Here is a 24,162-nt window from a genome sequence, read left to right as displayed (position 1 = left end):
CTGCTCGTGCTCCGATCGGTCCTCCCGTCCCGCGCTGCGGCGCTCGTGCTCGTCATCGGTGTCTCGGCAGCCGTCCTCGCCGGTTGCGCGCCGGAGCCGACGGCGACGCCGACTCCCACGGCGACGGCCACCGCTGATCCGACGCCGTCCGCCGCTCCTGCCCTGGTGCCGGACGGGAGCGCCGAGGACAACCTCCCCGTCTTCACGGCGGTGGCGGAGCAGGTCTGGGGGACGGAGCAACGCGGGGAGGGGCGCGCGTACGTCGACGGTCTCGTCGCGGCGGGATTCGATCGGGAGGCCATGCAGCTCACGCCGGACCAGTCCACCGTCGGGAACCCTGCGGAGAGCATCCAGTTCTCGGTCCGCTGGGGCGAGGACGAGTGCCTGATCGGACAGGTCGGTCCATCCACCGGTGCCGTGGTGACCACGGTCATGCCCCAGCTCGCCGGCGGGCGGTGCCTGGTGGGTGCGACGCGGCCGATCGACTGGTGACTCGCGTACACAGATAAGCCCACTCGCGGCCGGTAGGCTGGAGTGTCGATCTTCGACGCCAACAGAAGGAGCGGTTTTCGGTGGCTGAGTACATCTACTCCATGGTTCGTGCCCGCAAGGCAGTGGGTGAGAAGCTCATCCTGGACGACGTCACGATGGCGTTCCTGCCGGGCGCGAAGATCGGCATGGTCGGCCCCAACGGCGCCGGGAAGTCGACGATCCTCAAGATCATGGCCGGGCTCGACACCCCGTCCAACGGTGAGGCCAAGCTCTCGCCGGGGTACTCCGTCGGCATCCTCATGCAGGAGCCGGAGCTCGACGAGTCGAAGACGGTCCTCGAGAACATCCAGGACGGCATCGCCATCAAGGCCAAGGTCGATCGGTTCAACGAGATCTCCGCGCTGATGGCCGATCCGGACGCCGACTTCGACGCGCTCCTCGCGGAGATGGGGACGCTGCAGGAGGAGATCGACGCGGCGGACGGCTGGGACCTCGATTCCCAGCTCGAGCAGGCGATGGACGCCCTCCGCACCCCGCCCGGCGACGCGGCCATCGCTCCGCTCTCCGGTGGCGAGAAGCGCCGTGTGGCGCTGGCCAAGCTGCTGCTGCAGAAGCCCGACCTGCTGCTCCTCGACGAGCCCACCAACCACCTCGACGCGGAGAGCGTGCTCTGGCTCGAGCAGCACCTCCAGTCGTACAAGGGCGCCGTGATCGCCATCACCCACGACCGGTACTTCCTCGACCACGTGGCCGAGTGGATCGCCGAGGTCGACCGCGGACGGCTCATCGGCTACGAGGGCAACTACTCCACGTACCTGGAGAAGAAGGCCGAGCGCCTCGAGATCCAGGGCAAGAAGGACGCCAAGCTCGCCAAGCGCCTGAAGGACGAGCTGGACTGGGTCCGCTCCAGCGCGAAGGGGCGCCAGACGAAGTCGAAGGCGCGTCTGGCACGGTACGAGGAGATGGCGGCTGAGGCGGAGCGCACGAGGAAGCTGGACTTCGAGGAGATCCAGATCCCCGCCGGTCCGCGACTCGGCAACGTGGTCATCGAGGCCAAGAACCTCAAGAAGGGCTTCGACGGCCGCTCGCTCATCGACGGCCTGAGCTTCAGCCTTCCGCCGAACGGCATCGTCGGCGTCATCGGTCCGAACGGCGTCGGAAAGACGACCCTCTTCAAGACCATCGTCGGGCTGGAGCCCCTGGACGGCGGCGATCTGAAGATCGGCGAGACCGTCAAGATCAGCTACGTCGACCAGTCGCGTTCGTCGATCGACCCGAACAAGACCCTGTGGGAGGTCGTCTCCGACGGCCTGGACTTCATCACGGTCGGCAAGACCGAGATCCCGTCCCGTGCCTATGTCTCGAAGTTCGGGTTCAAGGGCCCGGACCAGCAGAAGAAGGCCGGCGTGCTCTCCGGTGGTGAGCGCAACCGCCTGAACCTCGCGCTCACCCTCAAGGAGGGCGGCAACCTGCTCCTCCTCGACGAGCCGACCAACGACCTCGACGTCGAGACCCTGAGTTCCCTGGAGAACGCGCTGCTCGAGTTCCCCGGCTGTGCGGTGGTCATCACCCACGACCGGTGGTTCCTCGACCGGATCGCCACGCACATCCTCGCCTATGAGGGCACCGACGAGAAGCCCGACCAGTGGTACTGGTTCGAGGGCAACTTCGAGGCCTACGAGCAGAATAAGATCGAGCGTCTCGGTCCGGATGCGGCGAAGCCCCACCGGTCGACGCACCGCAAGCTCACCCGCGACTGAGGCGGCCATGAGCACCGACTCGCCGGGTTCCCGCCTGCACATCCCGATCCACCTCCGCTGGGGCGATCTGGATGCGTTCAACCACGTCAACAACACCTCGATGCTCAAGCTGCTCGAGGAGGCGCGCGTGCGCGCGTTCTGGCGTGCGGGACCCGGCGAGGAGGCGCCGTCCACGGCCGTCCTCGACTCCGGGATCGAGGAGGGGATCCTGACGCTCATCGCGCGGCAGGAGATCGAGTACCTCGCTCCGGTTCCGTACCAGCGGCGCCCGCTCGAGGTGCAGATGTGGTTCGGGAAGCTCGGCGGCTCCAGCGTCGAGGTCTGCTACGAGGTGCACAACGACCCCGCCGCCGAGCCGCGCGAGCTCTACGCGCGATCCACGGCCATCATCGTGCTCGTCGACGCGAGCACGGGACGGCCGACACGCCTGACGGCGGAGATGCGCGAGGCGTGGGAGCCGTACGTCGGCCCCTCCATCGAGTACGCGCACCGCTGAGCGAACGCCTCGAAACCGTCCTGGGTGTCGCCGGGGGCTCCTGCGCGCGTCGAATAGTCTCGGAGGAGACGTCGGTCGACGTGCGCATCGGAGGGCAGCAGCTTGAGCAATGTGACGCCGGGATGGTATCCCGACCCGGAGGACTCGCGGTATCACCGGTGGTGGGATGGGTATCGGTGGACCCCGCACACCAATCGCCCTGAGGCACCGGACCCGGAGCCCCAGGGGCACCACGAGCAGAGGGGCCCAGAGCAGGCCGCCATGGCGGAGTCCACGCCGGGCGACCTTCCGGCACGGAGAAAGAGGGGGAGAGGCAAGACGGTCCTCCTCTCCGTTCTCGGCGGGGTGGCTGCCGTGGCTCTCGTGGTCGGTGGCATCGTCGTGGTCAACAACCTCTCCGGAGGATCGAGCGGACCGGTCGAGGCGGGAGGATATCTCTGGGAACCGGTGACCTATCTCCGGCCCGACGAACCGCTGGAGATCCCCTTCGAGGTCGATCCGGCGACCCTCGGCACCACCGGGGATGAGGGTCAGCCTGCTCGCGGCGTCATCGATGTGTACCTCAACGACGGGTTCACCATCGTGCCCCAGTCCTACTTGGTGTTCTGGTTCGACGGAGATCGCAACGCAGAGATCAGCGTTCGGGATTCCTCCACGTACAGCTGGTCCGCCGACTCCGAGAAGGCGGTATCCAGCGACTACGGCATCCCCGAAGATCTCGCGGTGGCCTCGGGCGGTGGGGATGCCGGAGTGGGGAGCATGTGGACCGAGATGGATCGGTACTACATCGTCCAGAGTTTCGACGCGAGCGGGAAGAAACTCGACGTCCCGATCGTCCATACCGTGGAGGCCGCAGACGAAGAGAACGTCATCCACGAGCCCATCGAGCTGACAACCTCCATCGGCGAGGCACCCGGTTCCGTCAAGCTGTCCTGGGACGAGCCCGAGGGGATGAGCGGAGACTTCACCTACTACATCATCAAGACGCGCCCCACGGACCTTCTCGACAAGGGCGAGTTCAGCGGGGAGCGGAAGGTCTGGCCCGAGGTCATCGCTGAAACGACGGAAACCACCTGGGAGTCCGAGGCAGTGCTGGACAACGAGGAGAACTCGGTCGCGAACCGGGAGCTGGCCCTGTACTCGCTGGACTCAGCGGATCAGCTGAACTTCGGTTCTGCTTCCGGGCTCGATGTCACACGCTCCAAGTCCGACCTCGCCGTGATCGCCCTCTCCGATGACCGCACGGAGCGGACCTCGATGTCTCTCAAGGAGGTCAAGGATGAGATCGGGGGGTTCCCGTACGAGAAGGCGTCCTGGCAGGCTCGCGACCTCTTCCCGGTCGATGCCGGGGACCTCACGAAGCTGCCGACCTGGTACCCGATCACCACGCTCGACGGCGACACGGCCAAGATGGGCGTGCGCATCGACATCGAGGCGATCGAGGTCAAGTACGAGGACTTCTGGTACCTCGATGGCCGAGGCGCCTTCTACGCCAAAATGCCCTTCACCGTCCTCGGCACCAAGATGAGCGACAGCATCACGGCGGTCATGCCGGACGGCGTCTCTGAGGCGGATTGGCTCGCGCAGTCCATCGCGAACGCCACGGCCTACAACGACCGTGCGGAGACGGAAGTCCTCCCCACCGGCGACGACACCATCGCGCAGGATCCCACGATGTCCCTCGACGCCTTCGCCGACATGCAGCCGGTCGTCGAGGTTCCGGACTCCGAGTACGAGGTGTACGGGAGCAACGAGTTCAGCACCTTCCTCGCCGGTCACATGGTCGCGGGCACCCGTCTCATCGATGTGACGAAGTTCATGGAGACCCCTGGATACCCCTCTCCGGACGAAGCCGCCTACGAGGCGATCCGTCAGAACCCGATGGCGCGGGTCTCGGTGGAGGACTACCGGCTCTCCGGGAACAAGCTCTACGTGAACTACCGCTCCACTGCGAAGGAGGATCAGACGCAGGTCGACAAGCTTGCAGACGAGGCGATCTCCGCAGCGCTCACGGAGGGGATGAACGACACCGAGAAGGTGACCGCGATCAACAAGTGGATCGTCGACAACATGGAGTACGACTACGAGGCGCTCGCGGGACTCGAAGGCACCTTCGGCCGCTCCATCGAGGACAACCAGCGGTACTCCGATGCGCGCGGCGGGCTCATCGACAAGCGGGTGATCTGCGGCGGGTACGCCGACACCTTCAATCTTCTGGCTCGCAAGGCCGGCCTCGAGTCCATCTACGTCAGTGGCGTCATCGCAGACTCGGGATCTGGCCATGCGTGGAACCGCGTCCGAGTGGACGGCGAGTGGAAGTCCGTCGACACCACCTGGAACGACTCCGATGACATCACGAAGTACCTGCTGATCAACGAGGCGGACTTCACCGGCGTCGCCGAACGGTCGACCAAGGGTACGGGATGGATCGTCTCTCAGTACCAGGGCGAATACACGACGCCGTGACCGGCATCGATACCGGGAGGACGCCCTCAGAGCGTTTCTGAGGGCGTCCTCCGGTTCGACGCTTCTCCGCGATCCTCGGGGACGCGGATCATGATCTCCTGCGCGACACTCGCCACCAGCGTGCCCTCTCGGGTGTAGACCCGGCCGGTCGCCAGACCGCGGCCGCCGCGGGCGCTCGGCGACTCCTGGACGTAGAGGAGCCACTCGTCCACGCGCGCCGGGCGATGCCACCACATCGCGTGGTCCAGACTCGCGACCTTCAGCCCGGGGAGCGACCAGGACACTCCGTGGGCGCGCAGGATCGACTCCTGGATCGTCATGTCGCTGAGATAGGCGAGTGCGGCCCGATGCAGCCGCTGGTCGTCGGGGAGCGGGGCCCGAAGGCGCATCCACACCGCCTGCCGCGGAACCCTCTCGTCTTCGTTCGGCAGATAGAGCGGGGAGTCGACGTGTCGGATGTCCGCGGCACGCTCGCTCAGCATGCGCCGTGCGCCGCCGGCGAGGCCGGGCACACGATCCTCATCGGGGGCGAGGTCTTCCGGGACGGGCACACCGGCGGGCATGGGCTCGGCGTGTTCCACCCCGGGGTCGGCATCCTGGAATGAGGCGATCATCGAGAAGATCGGGACGCCGTTCTGGTACGCCTGGGTGCGGCGGGTGGAGAACGAACGTCCGTCGTGGATCCGGTCGACGGCGATGGTGATGCCCTGGCTCGCATCGCCCGGACGGAGGAAGTACCCGTGCATCGAGTGGACGGCGCGGTCCTCCGGCAGCGTGCGCTCCGCGGCCACGAGGGTCTGCGCGAGCACCTGTCCGCCGTAGATGCGGCCGCTCGGCATCGGGTGCGAGGAGCCGGTGAAGATGTCCTCGGTAGTCCGCGCCTGGGTGGCGTCGAGGTCGAGGACGTCGAGAAGACGCTCCACGGTCTGGATGGCGTGCTCGTCGGCGCTCATGTGTTCCCCTCCGCGGCCCCGGGTCGCCGCTCGTTGGTAGTTTAGAACGCGTGACCCCTCAGCTCCTGCTCGCCGATCCGGACACGGCGAAGGATGTCCTCACGTTCACGGGCCGCGCGGCCCGGGTGTCCGACGAGGGTGTGCGTCTGCAGGCCCATCACGGCGTCCTGGCGCTCACGACGGCGGTCCTCGCACCCCAGGGGCTCTTCGACCAGACGCCGACGATCCTCGCCATGCGCATCGTCCGTGCCGATCCGGAGCTCGAGTGCGACCTCGTGATCGACGCCCTGAGCCCGACGGACGACCCGCAGCGCCTCGGACTGCCGGAGACCGCTCTCTCGCCCGCGTGGGCCGGTGTCGCGCCGCCACGACAGGGATGGGCGCTGGAGTCGACGCTTCCCGCCTCCGTCGTCGCGCAGCGCGCGCAGTGGGGCATCTCCGCGGTCGCGCACGGCGCGGGACCGGGATCCGGCGAAGAGGCCGTGCGCGCGCTCCGTGCGGCGATCTGGGGCGAGCCGGACGACGACCTCGGCGGCCTGCCGCGAGGCGTCGCCTTCGCCGCAGACGCGCTCGGCTTCATCTCCGGCGAAGAGGATGTGCCCGTCACGCGTTCCGGTCGTTGGACGCGGCTCGCGTTCCGCCGCGGCCATGTGCTCGCGCGCGGTCCCGTGGCCACCGGACTGACCGGCGTACGAGCCACCGGCACCCGCGCCTGACGCGATCAGGGGACAAGCCCGGAGGACTGCTCGTACTCAGCCGAGGGCAGCCGCTGCGCGTCCGGCCTGACGGCCGGAGAACAGGCACCCGCCGAGGAACGTGCCCTCCAGGGCTCGGTAGCCGTGCGCGCCTCCGCCGCCGAAGCCGCTGGCCTCGCCCGCGGCGAAGAGACCCGGAATCGGCGCGCCGCTTCCATCCAGGGCGCGACCGTCGAGATCCGTGTTGATCCCCCCGAGGGACTTCCTGGTGAGCACGTGCAGCTTGACCGCGATCAGCGGCCCGGCGGAGGGGCCCTGGAGCCGATGCGGGGCCGCGGTGCGGATGAGCTTGTCCCCGCGATAGGCCCGCATCGAGCGCAGCATGCCGATCTGCGCGTCCTTGCTGAAGTCGTTGACCATCTCGCGGTCGCGGGCGACCACCTCGCGGCGTACGGCGTCGATGTCCAGGATCTCGCCCCCGGGGTGGGCCGCCATCTGCTCCAGCAGCGACTCGAGGTCGTTCTCGACGATGAAGTCCTCGCCCTCGTCGAGGAACGACTGCACGGGTCCGGTCGGTCCCTTCGCGAGGCGGGACTTGAGCAGCAGGGCCACGTCCTTGCCCGTGAGGTCCGGGTTCTGCTCGCTGCCGGACAGCGCGAACTCCTTCTCCACGATCTGCCGCGAGGTCACGAACCAGGAGTGGTCGTGGCCCGTCCGCCGCAGGTGCTCGAGCGTGCCGAGGGTGTCGAAGCCGGGGAAGAGCGGAACGGGGAGCCGGTGTCCGGTCGCGTCGAGCCACAGCGACGAGGGCCCGGGCAGGATGCGGATGCCGTGCTGCGGCCACACCGGGTCCCAGTTCGTGATGCCCTCCACGTAGTGCCACATCCGGTCGCCGTTGATGAGGCGGGCCCCGGCGGCGGCGCTCACGGTCTGCATCGAGCCGTCGACATAGGCCGGCACGCCGGAGAGCATGTGCGCCGGGGGCGTGCCGAGGCGCGAGGGCCAGGCCGCGCGGACGAGATCATGGTTTCCGCCGATGCCCCCCGAGGCCACGATCGTCGCCGTCGCGTCGATCTCGAACCCGCCGATGACCTCGCGCGAGGAGGGGACGCCACGGGCGGCGCCGTCCGACGCCAGCACGCTCCCGCGCGCACCCGTCACGCGTCCGTCGGTGAGGACGAGCTCCTCGACGCGGTGTCGGGCGAGAACGGTGAGCCGTCCCTCGCGCTCTCCCTGCTCGACGGCGGCCGCGAACGGGGCGACGATCCCCGGTCCGGTGCCCCACGTGATGTGGAAGCGAGGAACCGAGTTCCCCGGACCGAGGGCACCATAGCCGCCGCGCTCGGCCCAGCCGACCACCGGGAAGAAGCCGACACCGCGGGCGCGGAGCCACGAGCGCTTCTCGCCGGCCGCGAACTGCAGGTAGGCCTCGGCCCAGCGCCGGGGCCACTCGTCCTCGGGTCGGTCGAATCCGGCGGTGCCGAACCAGTCCTGGGTCGCGAGCTCGAGCGAGTCGGTGATGCCGAGGCGGCGCTGTTCCGGGGAGTCCACGAGGAACAGCCCGCCGAAGGACCACCACGCCTGCCCACCCAGGTTCGTCCGGGGTTCCTGGTCCACGAGGACGACCCGTCGTCCGGCCTCGAGGGCTTCCGCGGCGGCGACGAGACCTGCCAACCCCCAACCGATCACCAGGACGTCTGCGGTCGGGGGTGTGGTCGTCATGGGGTCTCCGTTGATTCCTGACGGGAGCGGGTCTCCAGGGTCGTGCGGCCCTGGGGTGCCGTGCCGATGCCGGACGGCTCGAATGTGTTCACCATGGCATAGGCGGCGCGCTCCAGGTAGTCCCAGAGGGTGGTTTCGTGCAACGGGGACAACTGCGCCTCATCCACGGCCGTGCGCATATGACGAAGCCAACGATCGCGGGCGTCGGGGTCGACCCGGAAGGGCATGTGACGCATCCGCAGGCGGGGATGGCCGCGGGTCTCGCCGTAGGTGCTCGGACCGCCCCAGTACTGCTCGAGGAACAGCAGGAGGCGCTCTTCGGCCGGACCGAGGTCCTCCTCCGGATACATCGGCTTGAGCACGGGGTCGAGGGCCACCTCGCGATAGAACACCGAGACGATCTTCGCGAACGTCTCGCGCCCGCCGACCTCGTCGTAGAACGTCACTTGTCTGCACTCCCGTCGCCGCCGGTGTTCTTCTTGCGCCGCCAGATGCCGCGATCCGGGATCACCGGCACCCCGGTGACCGCATTCGGGCGCGTCTTCGGCGGGTTGGCGCCCCGGACACGGCGCGCCCCCTCCAATCCGGTGGGCACGACGTCCGCGAGACGCGGCACGTCGATCTCCTTCTCCAGCAGAGCGGCCCGGAGGCGGCGTCGGAGCTCCTGTGCGACGTCGTCGCGCGCGTTCGCCCTGGTCTTGATGACGGCTCGCACCACGAGGGCGTCGCCGTCCACCGACTCCAGGCCCCACAGCTCCGGCTTCTCCACGATGCGGGTGCGCCACTTCGGGTCCTTCGCCAGGCCCTGCGCCGTCTCCAGCAGGATGTGCTCGACCTGTTCGAGGTCGGAGTCCGGCGCCACACCGATGTCGACGATGGCACGCGCCCAGCCCTGCGACATGTTCCCGATCCGGGTCACCTCGCCGTTGCGCACGTACCAGAGGGTCCCGTTCACGTCCCGCACCTGGGTCACGCGCACACTGACGTACTCGACGACGCCGCTCGCCAGTCCGAGGTCGACCACGTCGCCGATGCCGATCTGGTCTTCGGCGACGAGGAAGATGCCGTTCAGCACGTCCTTGACGATGTTCTGCGCACCGAAACCGAGGCCGGCACCGACCGCCGCCGTGAGGAGGGTGAGCGACCCGAGGAGAGCGTTGTCGATCGCATTGACGATGAGGATGATCGCGATGATCACGAGCATCACGTTGACGATGTTCTGCAGGATTGTGCCGAGCGTGCGCGTGCGCTGGACCAGTCGCATATCGGCCAGCGGGGAGCGTTCGAGTGCCTGCGTGTCGTCGACGGCGGCCTTGTTCTTGGCGGTGTCGACGATGCGGTGCACGACACGCCTGATCACCCGGCGCAGCACGAGCGCGATGAGGACGCAGGCACCGATGATCAGGGCGATCTGAAGGAGCTTGCCGCCGACCGTGGTGAGCACACCGAGCATGTCCTCCACCCACGGGGGGAGCTCGGCGGGCGTCGGCGCGGGGGTCGTCTCAGCGGAAATCAGCATCGTGTCGATGGTACCGAGAGGGCCTCTGCGCCGGCTGGAAGAGCGGCGGCAGAGGCCCGTGTCGGTGTCGGCGTCGGCGGCGGAGGGTCAGTCCTCGGCGTCGCGGGACTGCGCGGCGAGGGCGCGCTCCACGTCCGCAAGGTTCTCCAGCACGAGCCGGCGCAGGGCGGGCGGCGCGTCCTGGTGCTCGGAGAGCCAGCCCCGCGTCGCATCGCGCAGCGCGACGTCGGCGAGAGCGGTGGGGAAGAGCCCGACGATCAGGTACTGCGCGATCTGGTAGGTCCGCGACTCCCATACCGGCAGGAGCATGTCGAAGTACTGCGGCACGAAGGCGCCCAGCACCTCCACACCCGCCGGGTGGACGAAGCCGAGGGCCGCCGAGCGGACGATCGTGTTCGGGGCGTCGTCGCGCGCGATCAGCGCGTCCCAGGCCTCCTGCTTCGCGGCGGCGTCCGGAAGAGCGGCGCGCGCCTGCGCGGCGAACTCCGCGCCCTTGGCGGTGTTGTCGGCGGCGAGCGCGGCGTCGATGGCACCGGCGTCGGTCGCACCGATGGTCGCGAGGCCGACGAGGAGCTGCCAGCTGAGGTCGGCGTCCACGTCGAGTCCGGGGAGCGTCTCCTCGCCCGAGCGCAGACGCCCGACGATGCCGGCGTGCTCCGGCGTCACCAGGTTGTTCGCGAAGGCGGTGACGAACTGGAGCTGGCTGTCGCTGCCGGCCTCCGCCGACTCGGCGAGCGCCCAGAGACCGTCGGCCACCTTCAGCCGTGCGGCTTCGCGGTCCGCCGGAGCGACGTAGAGCGTCGCGGCCGTGCGCAGCTGCGCGAGCGTGGTCCGGACCGTGGTGGACTCGGTCTCCCGGCCGATGTTGCCGAGAACGAGGTCGATGTAGTCCGACGCCGCCGTCTCCGCGTCGCGGGTCTGGTCCCAGGCGGCTCCCCAGACGAGCGAGCGCGCGAGGGGGTCGTGGATGTCGGCGAGGTGGGCGATCGCCGTCGCGAGCGACTTCTCGTCGAGCCGGATCTTCGCATAGGCGAGGTCGTCGTCGTTGAGGAGGATGAGGTCGGGGCGGTCCAGGCCCTGGAGCTCGGGGACCTCGGTGCGGTCGCCGTCCACGTCGACCTCGATGTGGTGGATGCGCGTGAGCGCGCCGTCCTGCAGCGAGTAGAAGCCGATGCCGAGACGGTGCGGACGGATGGTCGGGTAGTCGGCCGGAGCCGTCTGGGTGATGGCGAAGCGCGAGATCTTGCCGTTGTCGTCCTCGGCCACGACGGGCTCGAGGGTGTTCACACCGGCCGTCTCCAGCCACTTCTTCGACCACGTTCCGAGATCGCGGCCGCTCGTGGCCTCCAGCTCCGTCAGCAGGTCGCTGAGCTCGGTGTTGCCCCAGGAGTGCTTCTGGAAGTACTGCGAGACACCGGCGAAGAACGCCTCGATGCCGACCCACGCGGCGAGCTGCTTGAGGACCGAGCCGCCCTTGGCGTAGGTGATGCCGTCGAAGTTGACCTGCACGTCTTCGAGGTCGTTGATCTCGGCGACGATCGGGTGGGTCGACGGGAGCTGGTCCTGGCGGTAGGCCCAGGTCTTCTCCATCGCGTTGAAGGTCGTCCAGGCTTCGGTCCACTCGGTCGCCTCGGCCGTCGCGATGGTGGATGCCCACTCCGCGAACGACTCGTTGAGCCAGAGGTCGTTCCACCACTTCATGGTGACGAGGTCGCCGAACCACATGTGGGCGAGCTCGTGGAGGATCGTCACGACGCGACGCTCCTTGACGGCGTCGGTGACCTTGCTGCGGAAGACGTAGGTCTCGGTGAACGTCACCGCTCCCGCGTTCTCCATCGCGCCGGCGTTGAACTCGGGGACGAAGAGCTGGTCGTACTTGGCGAACGGGTACGGCACGCCGAACTTGGACTCGAAGTAGGCGAAGCCCTCACGGGTCTTGTCGAAGATGTAGTCGGCGTCCAGGTGCTGCCAGAGGCTCTTGCGTCCGTAGACCCCGAGCGGGATCACCCGTCCCGAGGCGCTGGTGAGCTCCGAGAAGGTCGCCTCGTACGGTCCGGCGACGAGAGCCGTGATGTAGGAGGAGATCCGGGGCGTGGGCTCGAAGCCCCAGGTGGCCGAGACGCCGTCGTCGTGGACGATGGGCTCGGGGGTGGGGGAGTTGGAGACGACCTTCCACTCCGCGGGGGCGGTCACCGTGAACTGGAAGGTGGCCTTGAGGTCGGGCTGCTCGAAGACGGCGAACACGCGACGGGAGTCGGGCACCTCGAACTGCGAGTAGAGGTACACCTCGCCGTCCACCGGGTCGACGAAGCGGTGCAGGCCCTCGCCGGTGTTGGTGTAGAGGCAGTCGGCGTCGACGACGAGGACGTTCTCCTCCTGCAGTCCGGCGAGCGCGATCCGGGAGTCGGCGAAGACCTCGCGCGGGTCGAGCTGCTCTCCGTTGAGCGAGATCTCGCGCACGTCGCGGGCGATGAGGTCGATGAAGGTGAAGCTGTCGGGGGACGCGGAGAAGCGCACGACGCTCCGGGAGCCGAAGACCTCGGCGCCCTTGGTCAGATCGAGGGCGACCTCATAGGAGTGCGTGTCGACGACGTCGCGGCGCTCCTGCGCTTCGATTCGGGTGAGGTTCTCTCCAGGCAAAGCTGTACTCCCAGGGGTGAGGGGATGTAACCGGGGGTCGGCGCAGTTGGCGCCGACGGCAACCATGACAGCCTACGCCAGAGCGACGCGCGCGCCGTCGATCCTCGCGGACCGGGGATAGTCACGGTCGTGCGGACGCTCGTCGCCCGCGGAGGTGGGAAGATGGAGGGGTGACCGCGATCGAGCCGAATGTCGTTCCCTTTGCCTCGCCCGCCGCTGCCGGCGGCGACCCCTATGTGACCACGCCCGTCGCCTACGACGCCATCCTCTTGGCGAGCTTCGGCGGCCCGGAGGGCCAGGAGGACGTGATCCCCTTCCTCCGGAACGTGACGCGTGGTCGGGGCATCCCGGACGAGCGGCTGGAGGAGGTCGCGCACCACTACCGTCACTTCGGCGGCGTGAGCCCGATCAACGGCCAGAACCGCGTGCTCAAGGAGGCGCTGGAGAAGGCGCTCGTGGCCCGGGGGATCGACCTCCCCGTGTACTGGGGCAACCGCAACTGGGGTCCGTACCTCGAGGACGTGCTGCCCGAGGCGTCCGCCAACGGCCACACCACCCTCCTCGCCTTCGCCACGAGCGCGTACAGCTCGTTCTCGAGCTGCCGCCAGTACCGCGAGGACTTCGCCCGCGTGCTGACCGACACCGGCCTCGGCGAGTCGGTCACCATCGACAAGATCCGTCCCTTCTACGACCACCCCGGCTTCGTCGAGGCCTTCGAGGCGGGCGTGCGGGAGTCGGTGCAGGGCTACCTCGACCAGGGCTTCGCGCCGACCGAGATCCAGGTCCTCTTCTCCACGCACAGCATCCCGACCGCCGACGCCGAACGCTCCGGCGCCCGCGACATCGACTGGGGGGAGGGCGGGGCCTACGCCGCGCAGCACCTCGCCGTGTCGGAGTGGACGATGGAGCAGGTGCGGGCCGCCGTCCCGGGAGCCGCCGACGTGCCCTGGGAGCTCGTCTACCAGTCGCGTTCCGGCCCCGCGTCGCAGCCCTGGCTGGAGCCCGACGTCTGCGACGTCATCGCCGAGCTCCCGGCGCGCGGTCGCAAGGCGGTCATCGTCGTCCCCGTCGGCTTCATGAGCGATCACATGGAGGTCCTCTGGGATCTCGACACCGAGGCCGCCGAGGCCGCGGAGGAGGCGGGCCTCGCCTTCGTCCGCACGCCGACGCCCGGCGTCCGCGAGGCGTTCGTGGAGGGCATCGTCGACCTCATCGAGGAGCGCCTGCAGGGTCGCCCGAACGCGGAGCGTCCGCACGTCACCGATCTGCCCGGTGCGTTCGACGTCTGCCGTCCCGGGTGCTGCGAGAACGTGCGCGCGGGGTTCAAGCCCGCGGCTGCCGGCATCGCCCCCTGAGTCGCGGACACCGGATCCTAGGATGGAGACCATGCGCATCCACATCGCCACCGATCACGCCGGACTCGAGTTCTCGACCCGGCTGCAGGAGCATCTCCGCGCCGCGGGGCACGAGGTGATCGACCACGGCCCGGTGGAGTACGACGCGCTCGACGACTACCCGGCCTTCTGCATCCGGGCGGCGCAGGCCGTCGTCGTCGATCAGGCGACCGGGGTGCCGGCGCTCGGTATCGTCTTCGGTGGCTCGGGCAACGGCGAGCAGATCGCCGCGAACAAGGTCGCCGGGGTCCGGGCGGCGCTCGTCTGGAACCTGTCCACGGCCGAGCTCGCGCGGGAGCACAACGACGCGAACGTCATCTCCATCGGCGCGCGTCAGCACACCTACGACGAGGTCACGGCGTTCATCGACCGGTTCATCGCCACGCCGTTCTCCGGCGACGAGCGGCACGTCCGGCGCATCGGACAGATCGCCGACTTCGAGCGCGACGGCTCGCTCCTCCCGGACCCCCGGGCCTGACATGCCCGAGGGACATTCCGTCCACCGCATCGCGCGGCAGTTCGATCGCAACTTCGTCGGCAAGACGATGAGCGCCTCCAGCCCGCAGGGACGATTCGCCGAGGGCGCCGCCGTGCTCGACGGACGCCAGGCCGTGAGCGTGCAGGCCGTGGGCAAGCAGATGTTCCTCGAAGCGGAGGGCGACCTCTGGCTGCGCGTGCACCTCGGTCTCTACGGTGCCTGGGACTTCGCGGGGGAGATCCTCGTCGACCCCACCATCGCGTCGGCCAACGGCCGGATGGGCCAGACCAATCAGCGCGGCACCACTCTCGACGAGGCGATCCTCGACGACGCGGGGGAGAACTCGCTCGCCTCGATCGGGGCCCCGCGGCGCGCCAGGGTCCACGTGCGGATGTCCGAGCAGACCAAGGGCCTGACCGACGAGATCGACGAATGGCCGCCGCCCGTGGTGGGTCAGGTGCGGCTGCGCCTCATGACCGACATCACGGTGGCCGACCTGCGCGGTCCCACCGCGTGCGTCCTGCAGACGCCCGAGGAGATGCTGGCGACGGTGGCCAAGCTCGGCCCCGATCCGCTCGTCGGCGATCCGGCGGAGAACGAGGAGCGGTTCGTCCGCGCCGTGCGCAAGAAGCCGACCCCGATCGCGCTGCTGCTGATGGACCAGGCGGTCGTCAGCGGCATCGGCAACGTGTACCGCGCTGAGATGCTCTACCGGCAGCGGCTGAACCCGCACACGCCGGGCCGCGACGTCCCGGAGGATGTCGTCAGGGCGCTCTGGCATGACTGGGTGCGACTGCTGGCCATCGGCGTGGAGACCGGTCAGATGATGACCATGGACGGGCTGTCTCCCGAGCAGTACCGCGCCGCGATGGCGAGCCGCGACGACCGGCACTGGGTCTACCACCGTGCCGGCCTGCCGTGTCGGGTGTGCGGGACCGAGATCGCGCTGGAGGAGATCGGCGCCCGCAAGCTGTACTGGTGCCCGCGCTGTCAGGCGTGAGGGCGGGATCACCGGGGCTCCCGCCGCTCTAGGCTGGGATCCATGCGACAGAATCCGCGCTTCACGCTCGCCGATGTGGCCGAGATCCGCCGCGTCATCGACGCCAACCCGTGGGCGACGGTGGTGAGTGCGCCCGAGGACGGTCTGGTCGCCTCGCACTATGCCGTGCTCCTCGACGACGACCGCGATGATCTGACCGTCGTGGGGCACGTGGGTCGCCCGGACGACGCCATCCACGGTCTCGGGCAGCGGGAGATCCTTCTCGCGTTCCAGGGTCCGCACGGGTATGTCTCCCCGGGCTGGTACGGCGACGTCCCCGCGGTGCCGACCTGGAACTACACCGCGGTGCACCTGTCTGGTGTTCCCGAGATCCTCAGCACCGCGGAGAACCTCCGTGTGCTCGATGCGCTGGTCGCGCGGTTCGAGTCGCGCCTGCCCGACCCGCGCCTGATGTGGGAGCGTCCGAACGACGCGGGCTTCATCGAGAGACTCGAATCCGGAACGGTCGGCTTCCGCCTCACCCCGACGAAGGTCGTCGCCACGCGGAAGCTGAGCCAGAACAAGCCGGCGGAGACCATCGAAGTGGTGATCGCGGCGCTGCACGTCGAGGGGCCCTACGAGAACGCCGCCCTCGCCGCGGAGATGCGTCGTGCGCAGGACGCTCGGACGGGTGGTGGGGCGTGAGCGCCCTCGGCGTCGAGGTCGGAACGGTCCGCGCCGTCCGCCCCGTGGGTCCGGGGCGGGAGTTCCTGCTGGACGATGAGCCGGTCGATCTCCATCTCGCCGACGGACGCATCGTCGACATCGCGCCGACCGGGGCCCTGCCGGCGCGCGGCGAGGTCATCGAGGCCGACGGTGCCTGGGCGGTGCCCGGGCTCTGGGACAACCATGTGCACACCGTGCAGTGGGCCCTCGCCGTGGAGCGCGTGCCGCTCGGGGCCGCGGACTCGGCCGCCGGGGCCGCGAGGCTGATGCGCGACGCGCCCGTGCTGCCGGACGGACGGCGGATCGGCACGGGGTTCCGGGACGCGCTGTGGCCGGATCGGCCATCCGTGGGCGCGCTCGATGCCGAGACCGGCGTCGTACCCACCTACCTGATCAATGCGGACGTGCACAGCGTCTGGCTGAACTCGGCGGCCCTGGCGCGCGAGGGCTTCCGCGGGGACGACGGTCTGCTCCGCGAGGAGGACGCGTTCGAGATCTCCCGCCGGCTCAATGCCGTCGACCCTGCCCACAGCGATGAGGCGGTTATCCGTGCGGGGGCGGCGGCCGCGGCACGGGGCGTGACCGGTCTGGTCGACTTCGACATGGCGTGGAACGCCGATGCCTGGCCGCGACGGATCCTCGCGGGCTTCGCCGCGCACCGTGTCGAGTTCGCGTTCTATCCGGTGGATCTCGATCGGGCGATCACCGCGGGCCTCCGCACGGGGGAGCGCCTTGCGGTTTCGGATCCGACCGGGCTGGTCGGATCCCTCGTGCGGGTCGGGTCGTTGAAGGTCATCAGCGACGGCTCGCTCGGCACCCGTACCGCGGCGTGCTCACACTCCTACCCCGGCGACCCCGCGAACTACGGCGTGCTGACGGTGCCTCCGGAGGAGCTCACGGCGCTGCTGACCACGGCGGCGGGAGCGGGGATCGAGGTCGCCGTGCACGCGATCGGCGATCGCGCCGTGACGGCGGCCCTCGACGCGTTCGGCGCTTCCGGTGCCACGGGGTCGATGGAGCACGCGCAGCTGGTGCGGCACGCCGACCTCGCCCGATTCGCCCGGCTCGGGGTGCGCGCGAGCGTCCAGCCCCAGCATGCGGTGGACGACCGCGACCTCGTCGAGCACCACTGGGCGGAGCAGACCGCGATCGGCTACCCCCTCGCCTCGCTGCTGTCGGCGGGCGCGGAGGTGCGCTTCGGCTCCGATGCGCCGGTCGCGCCGCTCGACCCCTGGCACGCGATCTCCGCGGCGGTCTGGCGCACCGACGACGACCGGGCCGCCTGGCATCCGGAGGAGCGGCTGACGCTGGATCAGGCCCTCGAAGCGAGTGTCCGCACGTCGCTCCGTCCCGGTCAGAGCGCGGACATCGTGATCCTCGGGAGTGATCCTCGCACCGCTGACGCCGCGGGGCTCCGGACGATGCCGGTCGCCACGACGCTGCTCGGAGGCCGCCTCACGCACGTCGTCTGAGGCGGCGCGCAGACGACGAAGGGCGGCCCCGGATCGGAGCCGCCCTTCTTCGTGAGCGTGGTGTCAGGCCGCGATGTGCGACACGAGGAACCAGCGGTCCTTCTCCAGCCCGCGCTGGATCTCGATCGCCACGTCCTGGCTCGTGAGGTCGACCTCGTCGAGGCCTTCCACGGCCGCCTTCACATCGACGAGGATCGCGTCGATGTCGGCGATCACGGCGCGGATCAGCTCGTCGGACTGCGCGAAGCCGGCCGGAATGCCGGTGGCGCCGGCCTTCTCGGCGACCGCGTTCACGCGCGCGTCGATCGGAAGGCCCAGAGCGACGATGCGCTCGGCGGCGGTGTCGGCGAAGTCACCGGCGTGGGCGACGATCGTGTCGAGCAGCTCGTGCACGCCGACGAAGTTGGCGCCGCGGACGTGCCAGTGCGCCTGCTTGCCGTTGACGGTCAGCGCCTGGAGGCCGAGGACGACGGGGGAGAGGAACTGCGCCGCACCGGCGGCCACAGTCGGGTCGATGGCGGTGGTGGAAACGGTCTGGGCCTTGCTCATCTTCTTGCTCCTCCGAATGAAGTTCTCTGTCTGACGAGTACAACGTTACTCAGGCTCAGGCATTCCGCAAGGAAGCTGAGGCTCCACTCACTTCCGCGTGATTCCGGGGGAGTGAGGGTAGTCTCGCCTCATGAGCATCGCTGCCGGAGCCTCCGTCCTCGCCCTCCCGGATCGCACCCCCGAGCTCGACGACACCGCCTTCGTCGCGGACGGCGCCCGCATCGTCGGTGCGGTGTCTCTCGGAGCCGGTGCCAGCGTCTGGTACAACGCGGTGCTCCGCGGTGACTCCTCGCCGATCGTCATCGGACCGGGCAGCAACGTGCAGGACAACGTGTCGATCCACGTCGACGCCGGGCATCCCGTCCTCGTCGGGTCACGGGTGTCGATCGGGCACAACGCTGTCGTGCACGGCTGCACGATCGGTGACGGCTCTCTCATCGGGATGGGCGCCGTCGTCCTCAGCGGCGCCGTGATCGGAGAGGGCTGCCTGATCGCCGGCGGTGCCGTCGTGCTCGGGGGGACCGAGGTGCCGCCGGGTTCCCTGGTGGCAGGGGTGCCGGCGAAGGTGCGCAGGGCGCTCTCCGACGACGAACGCGCCGCGCTGCTGGCGAATGCCGCGATCTACCGGGAGCACGTGGCCACGCACACGCAGGCGAGCGAGGCGTGAGACCACGCCCCGCTAGGCTGGGGCGGTACGGGGCGGTGGCCAAGCTGGTTAAGGCAGTGGGCTCATAACCCAACGATCGTCGGTTCAAGTCCGACCCGCCCTACTCCCTGGCCTCGTCTGTCGTAATCGTCGACGCGCTCTCGTGTCTCTCCTCTGGAGGTCTCGACGCCCGTCAGCCTCCGGATCGGAGCAGGAGCCATGACGACCACGAGTGCGCCGAACGCGGAGACGCGTCGTCGGATCGAGGATGTGGGGCAGTTCGCGTTGCGTCTCGCGATCGCGGCGAGTTTCGCCCTCGCCGTCGCCGACCGTTTCGGCGTCCTCGGCGGCCCGGGGGCAGATGGTGTGTCGTGGGGCTCGTGGACGATCTTCCGTGCGTACACCGCGCAGCTCGTCCCTGTCCCCGTCGACGCGGTGGTGGACACGGCGGCGGTGCTGGCGACGACTCTGGAGACCGTCCTCGCCCTGCTGCTGGCCGTCGGGCTGTGGACCCGGATCGCGGCGGGAGTCGCTGCCCTGCTCACGGCGACGTTCGGTGTGACGATGCTCGTCTTCCTCGGACCGCTTGCGCCGTTCCGGTACCCGGTCTTCGTCTTCACGGCCGCCGCGATCCTGCTCGCGGGGCTGAAGCGCTACCGGTGGAGCATCGATGCGCTGCGAAAGGAGGTGCCGGGAGCGGGGAGAGACAACGATGCCCCCGGCACCAGGTAGACGGCGAATGCCTCTACAGACGGACGGACGCGTCGGAAGGGGAAGCGATCCGTCACAGGAGAGATGACGAGGGGACCGTTTCATGACGCCGCTTTCCGCAGGATCACGGCATATTGCGTGTGCCGCGAGAAACCCGTTCGGCCGAACCGCGTAACAGAACGTGCCGTTCTGCATCCCTTCCTGGGGACATCACTCGCGCGGAAGAAGCCACATGCGCGAGTTCATCGATCATCTGGGGAGTCGAAAGTGCCAGTCATTCAGCATGCAATCAGATCGGGCGCGCGGGGAACGCGCCTGACGACGTTCGTGGGTGCTCTGCTCGCGATCTGTCTGGCGGCCCTTGCGGCCGTCATCGCGACGCCGGCCACGGCCCGCGCTGCGGAGGTGGCGGGGATCACCTCGTTGACCATCACCGAACCCACCGACCAGATCAAGGTCTGGGACCGGATCGCGTTCGAAGCGACCTGGGCAGTGCCGGACACGGCGACCGCGGGGGACACGTTCCGCCTCGCCTTCCCGACGAGCCCGAGCCTGACCGGGGTGCGGGATTCCTTCGCCCTGACGGCGCCGGATGGCCAGACCGTCGGAACGTGCGAGGTGTCGACCGGTGAGCTCGTGTGCACGCTCACGGACTATGTCGACAGCCACACCGACGTCAGCGGCACACTGCACTTCCGTGCCAGGGCCGACGAGGAGACCACACTGACGGAGATCCCGTTCACCACGGGCGGCGGAACCGTCGTCCCTGTCGACGTCCCGGGCGGGATCGGACCGGTCCCCGAGTTCCCGGCGCCGACGACCCCGACCAAGTGGGGCGACGTGACTCTCGACGGTCGGAACATCGCGTGGGGCGTGAACATCCCGTCCTCCGCCCTGGCCGGGGAGGCTCCGACGCTCACCGACACGTTCACGGCCGGCCTCGTGCTCGATCCCGCGTCCGTCACCGTGGCGTACGTGCTCGCGAAGGACTGGGCGGGAGGCAAGTACACCGTGTCGACGGCGCTGCAGTCGGGCAGCGACTTCACCGTCACGGAGGTCAACTCCGAGTCGTTCACGGTGACGGTGGACGCGCCGATCGTCGCCGACGCGATCTACGTGCTCCGCTACAAGACGGCTCTGCCCGCCGACGTCCGTCCCGGTGATGCGTTCCACAACACCGTGACCGGCTCCCGGTGGGTCACCGAGAGCACACCGGTCATCTACTCCCAGGGCGGGGGAGACGGTGAAGGGGTGCTCCCGGTCGGCGGGTTCACCGTGACCAAGGAGGTCAGCGGTTCCGGCGCCGCTCTGGTGCCCGACGACCGCGAGTTCCGGGTGGCCTACACGTATCAGCGCGCAGGACAGACGGTGGAGGGCGAGCTCGCCCTGCGGTCCGGACAGACCGATGGCCTGAAGGATCTGCCGGCGGGCACGGTCGTCACCCTGTCTGAGATCACGCCGGCGGACGTCGACGGCGTGACCTGGCAGGCGCCGGTCTTCTCCGGCACCGGTGTCGCGATCACCGATGGCGGCGCCACCCTCACCATCGCGCGGGGCGCGACGGTCGCGGTGACGCTCACCAACCCGACGACGGTCACGCCGCCGCCGGTCGGGGGCTTCACGGTGACCAAGAAGGTCACGGGGGCGGGGGCCTCCCTCGTCCCCGCGCAGCAGACCTTCACCGTGGCGTACTCGTACGAGCTCGCGGGGCAGCCCGTCCGCGGTGAACTCACGCTCCGCGCCGGGGAGAGCGAGGGGCTCGCGGATCTGCCGGTGGGTACTGTCGTCACGCTCCGCGAGAAGGCGCCGAGGGCCGTGGAGGGCGTCACATGGAAGAGCCCGCGCTTCACCGGCGCAGGAGTCGACGTCGGCGACGGCGGCGCGACGCTCACGATCTCCGAAGACGCGACGGTCGGGGTGGCGCTCACCAACGGGACCGGCGTCACTCCTCCGCCCCCTCCGGGCGGTGAGCTCGCCCTGACCGGATCCGAGGGGCCCACCGGCCCGATCCTCCTGGGAGCGCTGCTGCTGCTCGCCGGAGTGGCGGCACTCGGCATCCGCCAGCGGGTCGCGGGTTCGCGCACCGGCGACTGAGGGCGGGGAGAGGCCACGCAGATCGATCACGCGACGACTTCACCGTCGTCGCGTGATCGATCGCGCCGTTCGGCGTCCTGTCGTCGTCGAGGGGCTCTCCCTCGACGACGACGTCGACGCTGCAGCGCGTCGGAGAAAGGCACTTCTCATGAACAAGACGCTCCTCGCCCGTACCTCGGCCGCCGTCGCCGTGGCCGCCGCTCTCTCGCTCGGCGGCGCGGTGCTCGCTCCCGCCGCCCACGCCGAGGCGACGCCCGTGGATCCGACCGCGTCGAGCACGCAGAGCACGGGGGTTCTCGCGCAGCGCGTCGGGGCCGCCTGTCTCTTCTTCCAGTACACGTTCAACATGAGTCCGACCGATCCCCAGGTGGGGGACACCGTGACGTACACCATGCAGTTCCTCAACAACGGCGAGGTCGACTCCACGAAGAGCGCGCTCACTTTCCGCCTGGACGGCCTCCTCGACGACTCGACATGGGCGGCGTCGACCCTGGAAGCGACCTCCGGCCGCCCCTCGGCGGCGGGGAACGCCGTCACATGGAACGGCCCTCTCGGTGCCGGAGAGGATGTCGTGCTGCGCTTCACCGGCGTGTGGACCGGCGACGGCGATGGGCTCGCGTTCCCGCGGGTCGAGTCGTACGGCTACGTGAGGTGAGGTGCGGTCGCGTGCCGCGGCCCCGTTTTCCACGGTATCCGCGGCGACGTGGCGCGCTCGTCGTCGAGAGGCTGAACGGACACCGACCGAAAGGCAGCCATGCAGCTCTCCACGGACTCCGAAGCCATCGTCCGCGCCACCGCCTGCGTCGTCGCCGCACACGCCGACGAGATCACCACCCTGTTCTACCGGCGCATGTTCGAGGCGCATCCCGAGTTGTTGAACGTCTTCAACCGCGCGCATCAGGTCCAGGGGGATCAGCCCAAGGCGCTGGCGGCGTCCGTCGTGGCGTTCGCGGTGCACCTCATCGATCCGGACGCGCCGGACTTCTCCCCGGTGATGCGGCGCATCGCCCACCGTCACGTCTCCCTCGGTATCTCGGCGCGCCAGTACACGATCGTCGGCCGCTATCTCCTGGCCGCGGTCGATGACGTGCTCGGCGACGCGGTCACTCCGGCAGTGCATGCGGCATGGGACGAGGTGTACTGGCTCTTCGGCTGCTCCCTCATCGCCGAGGAGGCGCGGCTCTACGCGGACGCCGGCACCGACCCGGACCACCCGTGGCGACCGCACCGGGTCGTCGAGCGCGTGGAGGAAGCCCGCGACGTCATCTCCCTCATCCTGGAGCCGGCGGACGGGCGCCGAGCACCCCATCGCACCGGGCAATACGTGGCCGTCGCCGTCGACCTGCCTGACGGCACGCGCCAGCCCCGCCAGTACACGATCTCCTCGTCGACGCCCGAGGCGGCACTGCGCGTCACCGTGAAGCGGGTGCGCGGCGCGGATGGCGCCCCGGACGGACAGGTGTCGACCTGGCTGCACGAGAACGCCCACGTCGGAACGGTGCTCGACGTCTCCCAGCCTGCCGGTGACCTGCTCCTCGACGACTCCGACGACGCGCTGGTGCTGATCTCGGCGGGAATCGGCATCACTCCCGTCGCGGCGATGGTGGACGACCTCGCGCGACGGCGTCCCGACCGGCCGGTGCGGCTGTTCCACGTGGACCGGGAGCCCGACACCCACGCCCTCGTCTCGGACGTTCGCGACCGTGCGCAGCGGATGAGCGACCTCCGCAGCCTGACCTGGTACACCGCGGGCGGGACGGAGGGACCGGCGGTGCGCTCCGGCCGGATGGATCTCGCCGACATCGACCTCCCGCAGGCGCCCCGCGTGTTCCTGTGCGGGCCGCTGCCGTTCATGCAGGCGATCCGAAGCGCTCTGACGGCACGCGGCATCGCGCCGGAGCGCATCGAGTACGAGGTCTTCGGTCCGGATCTCTGGGCTCGTCAGCCGAAGTCCGGCGCGGCGTGAGCGTGCGCCGAAAGGCCTGAGCGCGGCCGTGTCAAGCCCCTCCTCGAGGCTGCGGCGAACTGGCATGCTCCCCGAGAGCGGCACCGCGCCGCGGGAACGGGAGAGACTATGAGCATCGGCAGCGGAATCGCGCTCTTCGTCATCGGAGCGATCCTCGTGTTCGCGATCAACGTCGACGTGCCGTGGGTCGACCTGGACATGGTCGGCTACATCCTCATGGGTGCCGGCGTGATCATCTTCCTCATCGGCATCGTGCTGCTCGCCCGCCGGCGCCGCACGGAGACGGTGTCGCGGACGTACGTCGACCCGGCGACCGGGGAGCCCACGACGCGGCGGTCCGTCAGCTCGAGTTCCGACGAAGGGCTCTGAACGGACGCAGACGGAAAGGAGAAGGGCCGCGGGAG

22 protein-coding genes, 1 tRNA gene and 2 pseudogenes are annotated in these 24,162 nt (G+C 69.4%); 19 read left to right on the top strand and 6 right to left on the bottom strand.

What is annotated here, in order from left to right; translation table 11 throughout:
- Positions 1–6 precede the first annotated feature (6 nt).
- From ACIQID_RS03110 to ACIQID_RS03090, 5 genes and pseudogenes are all read left to right on the top strand, one after another.
- Positions 7–492 (top strand): DUF6993 domain-containing protein, encoded by a 486-nt coding sequence (locus ACIQID_RS03110; protein ID WP_400281902.1) that lies wholly within the window; start codon positions 7–9, stop codon positions 490–492.
- Positions 493–572: 80 nt separating this feature from the next.
- Positions 573–2,252 carry an energy-dependent translational throttle protein EttA gene (gene ettA, locus ACIQID_RS03105; RefSeq protein ID WP_312672592.1) on the top strand — a complete coding sequence of 560 codons (1,680 nt, stop codon included), beginning with the start codon at positions 573–575 and terminating at the stop codon, positions 2,250–2,252.
- Between the two features lie 7 nt (positions 2,253–2,259).
- Entirely contained in the window at positions 2,260–2,748 is a 489-nt protein-coding gene (locus tag ACIQID_RS03100) for a thioesterase family protein (protein WP_331202819.1), read from the top strand.
- A 111-nt stretch (positions 2,749–2,859) separates the two neighbouring features.
- Positions 2,860–2,952 (top strand): annotated as a pseudogene (locus ACIQID_RS03095) (DUF2510 domain-containing protein); the annotation flags it as partial.
- A 150-nt stretch (positions 2,953–3,102) separates the two neighbouring features.
- Entirely contained in the window at positions 3,103–5,214 is a 2,112-nt protein-coding gene (locus ACIQID_RS03090; RefSeq protein ID WP_400285640.1) for a transglutaminase domain-containing protein, read from the top strand.
- Positions 5,215–5,240: 26 nt separating this feature from the next.
- Here the strand turns inward: ACIQID_RS03090 and ACIQID_RS03085 are convergent, their stop codons facing one another.
- Positions 5,241–6,167, bottom strand: a complete 927-nt coding sequence (locus tag ACIQID_RS03085) for an acyl-CoA thioesterase II (protein WP_312672589.1) — start codon at positions 6,165–6,167, stop codon at positions 5,241–5,243.
- Between the two features lie 50 nt (positions 6,168–6,217).
- Between ACIQID_RS03085 and ACIQID_RS03080 the strand changes: the two genes are divergently transcribed.
- Entirely contained in the window at positions 6,218–6,883 is a 666-nt protein-coding gene (locus ACIQID_RS03080) for a hypothetical protein (RefSeq protein WP_312672587.1), read from the top strand.
- Between the two features lie 36 nt (positions 6,884–6,919).
- Here ACIQID_RS03080 and ACIQID_RS03075 read toward each other — a convergent pair whose 3' ends face one another.
- The 4 genes from ACIQID_RS03075 to pepN form a co-directional block, all read right to left on the bottom strand.
- Complete coding sequence (locus ACIQID_RS03075; protein ID WP_400281896.1) at positions 6,920–8,584, bottom strand: FAD-binding dehydrogenase; 1,665 nt, start codon at positions 8,582–8,584, stop codon at positions 6,920–6,922.
- Positions 8,581–9,030 carry a globin gene (locus tag ACIQID_RS03070; protein WP_025103396.1) on the bottom strand — a complete coding sequence of 150 codons (450 nt, stop codon included), beginning with the start codon at positions 9,028–9,030 and terminating at the stop codon, positions 8,581–8,583. Before ACIQID_RS03070 ends, ACIQID_RS03075 begins: the two co-directional genes overlap by 4 nt.
- A complete protein-coding gene (locus tag ACIQID_RS03065) occupies positions 9,027–10,103 on the bottom strand; it encodes a mechanosensitive ion channel family protein (protein ID WP_400281892.1) in 1,077 nt (358 codons plus the stop codon). Before ACIQID_RS03065 ends, ACIQID_RS03070 begins: the two co-directional genes overlap by 4 nt.
- Positions 10,104–10,190: 87 nt before the next feature.
- On the bottom strand, positions 10,191–12,743 hold the full coding sequence (pepN, locus tag ACIQID_RS03060; RefSeq protein WP_312672581.1) for an aminopeptidase N: 2,553 nt from the start codon (positions 12,741–12,743) through the stop codon (positions 10,191–10,193).
- Positions 12,744–12,913: 170 nt separating this feature from the next.
- Between pepN and ACIQID_RS03055 the strand changes: the two genes are divergently transcribed.
- From ACIQID_RS03055 to ACIQID_RS03035, 5 genes are read left to right on the top strand one after another with little or no spacing between them, the layout of a single operon-like run.
- Positions 12,914–14,098, top strand: a complete 1,185-nt coding sequence (locus tag ACIQID_RS03055) for a ferrochelatase (protein WP_312672579.1) — start codon at positions 12,914–12,916, stop codon at positions 14,096–14,098.
- 31 nt (positions 14,099–14,129) lie between these two features.
- A complete protein-coding gene (locus ACIQID_RS03050; protein ID WP_136052822.1) occupies positions 14,130–14,615 on the top strand; it encodes a ribose-5-phosphate isomerase in 486 nt (161 codons plus the stop codon).
- Between the two features lies 1 nt (position 14,616).
- Positions 14,617–15,615: an Fpg/Nei family DNA glycosylase gene (locus ACIQID_RS03045; RefSeq protein WP_136052821.1), complete on the top strand. Its 999-nt coding sequence runs from the start codon at positions 14,617–14,619 to the stop codon at positions 15,613–15,615.
- Between the two features lie 42 nt (positions 15,616–15,657).
- Entirely contained in the window at positions 15,658–16,299 is a 642-nt protein-coding gene (locus ACIQID_RS03040; protein WP_400281886.1) for an FMN-binding negative transcriptional regulator, read from the top strand.
- Positions 16,296–17,792 carry an amidohydrolase gene (locus ACIQID_RS03035; protein WP_400281883.1) on the top strand — a complete coding sequence of 499 codons (1,497 nt, stop codon included), beginning with the start codon at positions 16,296–16,298 and terminating at the stop codon, positions 17,790–17,792. Before ACIQID_RS03040 ends, ACIQID_RS03035 begins: the two co-directional genes overlap by 4 nt.
- Positions 17,793–17,855: 63 nt before the next feature.
- On the opposite strand, the gene ACIQID_RS03030 is transcribed toward ACIQID_RS03035, so the two are convergent.
- Entirely contained in the window at positions 17,856–18,341 is a 486-nt protein-coding gene (locus tag ACIQID_RS03030) for a Dps family protein (protein ID WP_400281880.1), read from the bottom strand.
- A 130-nt stretch (positions 18,342–18,471) separates the two neighbouring features.
- On the opposite strand from ACIQID_RS03030, the gene ACIQID_RS03025 reads away from it, so the two are divergent.
- The 8 genes and pseudogenes from ACIQID_RS03025 to ACIQID_RS02990 all read left to right on the top strand — a co-directional run bounded on the left by ACIQID_RS03025 (position 18,472) and on the right by ACIQID_RS02990 (position 24,127).
- Positions 18,472–19,008 (top strand): gamma carbonic anhydrase family protein, encoded by a 537-nt coding sequence (locus tag ACIQID_RS03025; RefSeq protein WP_312672577.1) that lies wholly within the window; start codon positions 18,472–18,474, stop codon positions 19,006–19,008.
- A 29-nt stretch (positions 19,009–19,037) separates the two neighbouring features.
- Positions 19,038–19,111: transfer RNA gene (locus ACIQID_RS03020), tRNA-Ile, on the top strand.
- Positions 19,112–19,206: 95 nt separating this feature from the next.
- A complete protein-coding gene (locus ACIQID_RS03015) occupies positions 19,207–19,719 on the top strand; it encodes a hypothetical protein (RefSeq protein ID WP_400281877.1) in 513 nt (170 codons plus the stop codon).
- Between the two features lie 306 nt (positions 19,720–20,025).
- Positions 20,026–21,792, top strand: a complete 1,767-nt coding sequence (locus ACIQID_RS03010; protein WP_400281874.1) for a DUF5979 domain-containing protein — start codon at positions 20,026–20,028, stop codon at positions 21,790–21,792.
- A gap of 148 nt (positions 21,793–21,940) precedes the next feature.
- On the top strand, positions 21,941–22,447 hold the full coding sequence (locus tag ACIQID_RS03005; protein WP_400281871.1) for a hypothetical protein: 507 nt from the start codon (positions 21,941–21,943) through the stop codon (positions 22,445–22,447).
- 96 nt (positions 22,448–22,543) lie between these two features.
- Positions 22,544–22,921 (top strand): annotated as a pseudogene (locus ACIQID_RS03000) (globin domain-containing protein); the annotation flags it as partial.
- The gene (locus ACIQID_RS02995; protein ID WP_400285637.1) at positions 22,907–23,758 is read left to right on the top strand and encodes an FAD-binding oxidoreductase; all 852 of its coding nucleotides are present in this window, start codon (positions 22,907–22,909) and stop codon (positions 23,756–23,758) included. The pseudogene ACIQID_RS03000 and the gene ACIQID_RS02995, both read left to right, overlap by 15 nt.
- Before the next feature lie 108 nt (positions 23,759–23,866).
- On the top strand, positions 23,867–24,127 hold the full coding sequence (locus tag ACIQID_RS02990; RefSeq protein ID WP_071328575.1) for a DUF6458 family protein: 261 nt from the start codon (positions 23,867–23,869) through the stop codon (positions 24,125–24,127).
- Positions 24,128–24,162: the final 35 nt, after the last annotated feature.

The organism is Microbacterium sp. NPDC091676 (assembly GCF_044756645.1).
GTDB classification, from domain to species: Bacteria; Actinomycetota; Actinomycetes; order Actinomycetales; family Microbacteriaceae; genus Microbacterium; species Microbacterium paraoxydans_D.
Note: the sequence above shows the minus strand (reverse complement) of the source record. Positions and strands in the feature narration are given on the sequence as shown.

Bases quoted from the DNA above. Each gene is read 5' to 3' on its own strand.
- ACIQID_RS03040 (WP_400281886.1), top strand. From the start codon at position 15,658: ATGCGACAGAATCCGCGCTTCACGCTCGCCGATGTGGCCGAGATCCGC.
- ACIQID_RS03025 (WP_312672577.1), top strand. From the start codon at position 18,472: ATGAGCATCGCTGCCGGAGCCTCCGTCCTCGCCCTCCCGGATCGCACC.
- ACIQID_RS03100 (WP_331202819.1), top strand. From the start codon at position 2,260: ATGAGCACCGACTCGCCGGGTTCCCGCCTGCACATCCCGATCCACCTC.
- ACIQID_RS03030 (WP_400281880.1), bottom strand. From the start codon at position 18,341: ATGAGCAAGGCCCAGACCGTTTCCACCACCGCCATCGACCCGACTGTG.
- ACIQID_RS03045 (WP_136052821.1), top strand. From the start codon at position 14,617: ATGCCCGAGGGACATTCCGTCCACCGCATCGCGCGGCAGTTCGATCGC.
- ACIQID_RS03050 (WP_136052822.1), top strand. From the start codon at position 14,130: ATGCGCATCCACATCGCCACCGATCACGCCGGACTCGAGTTCTCGACC.
- ACIQID_RS03085 (WP_312672589.1), bottom strand. From the start codon at position 6,167: ATGAGCGCCGACGAGCACGCCATCCAGACCGTGGAGCGTCTTCTCGAC.
- ACIQID_RS03005 (WP_400281871.1), top strand. From the start codon at position 21,941: ATGAACAAGACGCTCCTCGCCCGTACCTCGGCCGCCGTCGCCGTGGCC.
- ACIQID_RS03015 (WP_400281877.1), top strand. From the start codon at position 19,207: ATGACGACCACGAGTGCGCCGAACGCGGAGACGCGTCGTCGGATCGAG.
- ACIQID_RS03075 (WP_400281896.1), bottom strand. From the start codon at position 8,584: ATGACGACCACACCCCCGACCGCAGACGTCCTGGTGATCGGTTGGGGG.
- ACIQID_RS03065 (WP_400281892.1), bottom strand. From the start codon at position 10,103: ATGCTGATTTCCGCTGAGACGACCCCCGCGCCGACGCCCGCCGAGCTC.
- ACIQID_RS02990 (WP_071328575.1), top strand. From the start codon at position 23,867: ATGAGCATCGGCAGCGGAATCGCGCTCTTCGTCATCGGAGCGATCCTC.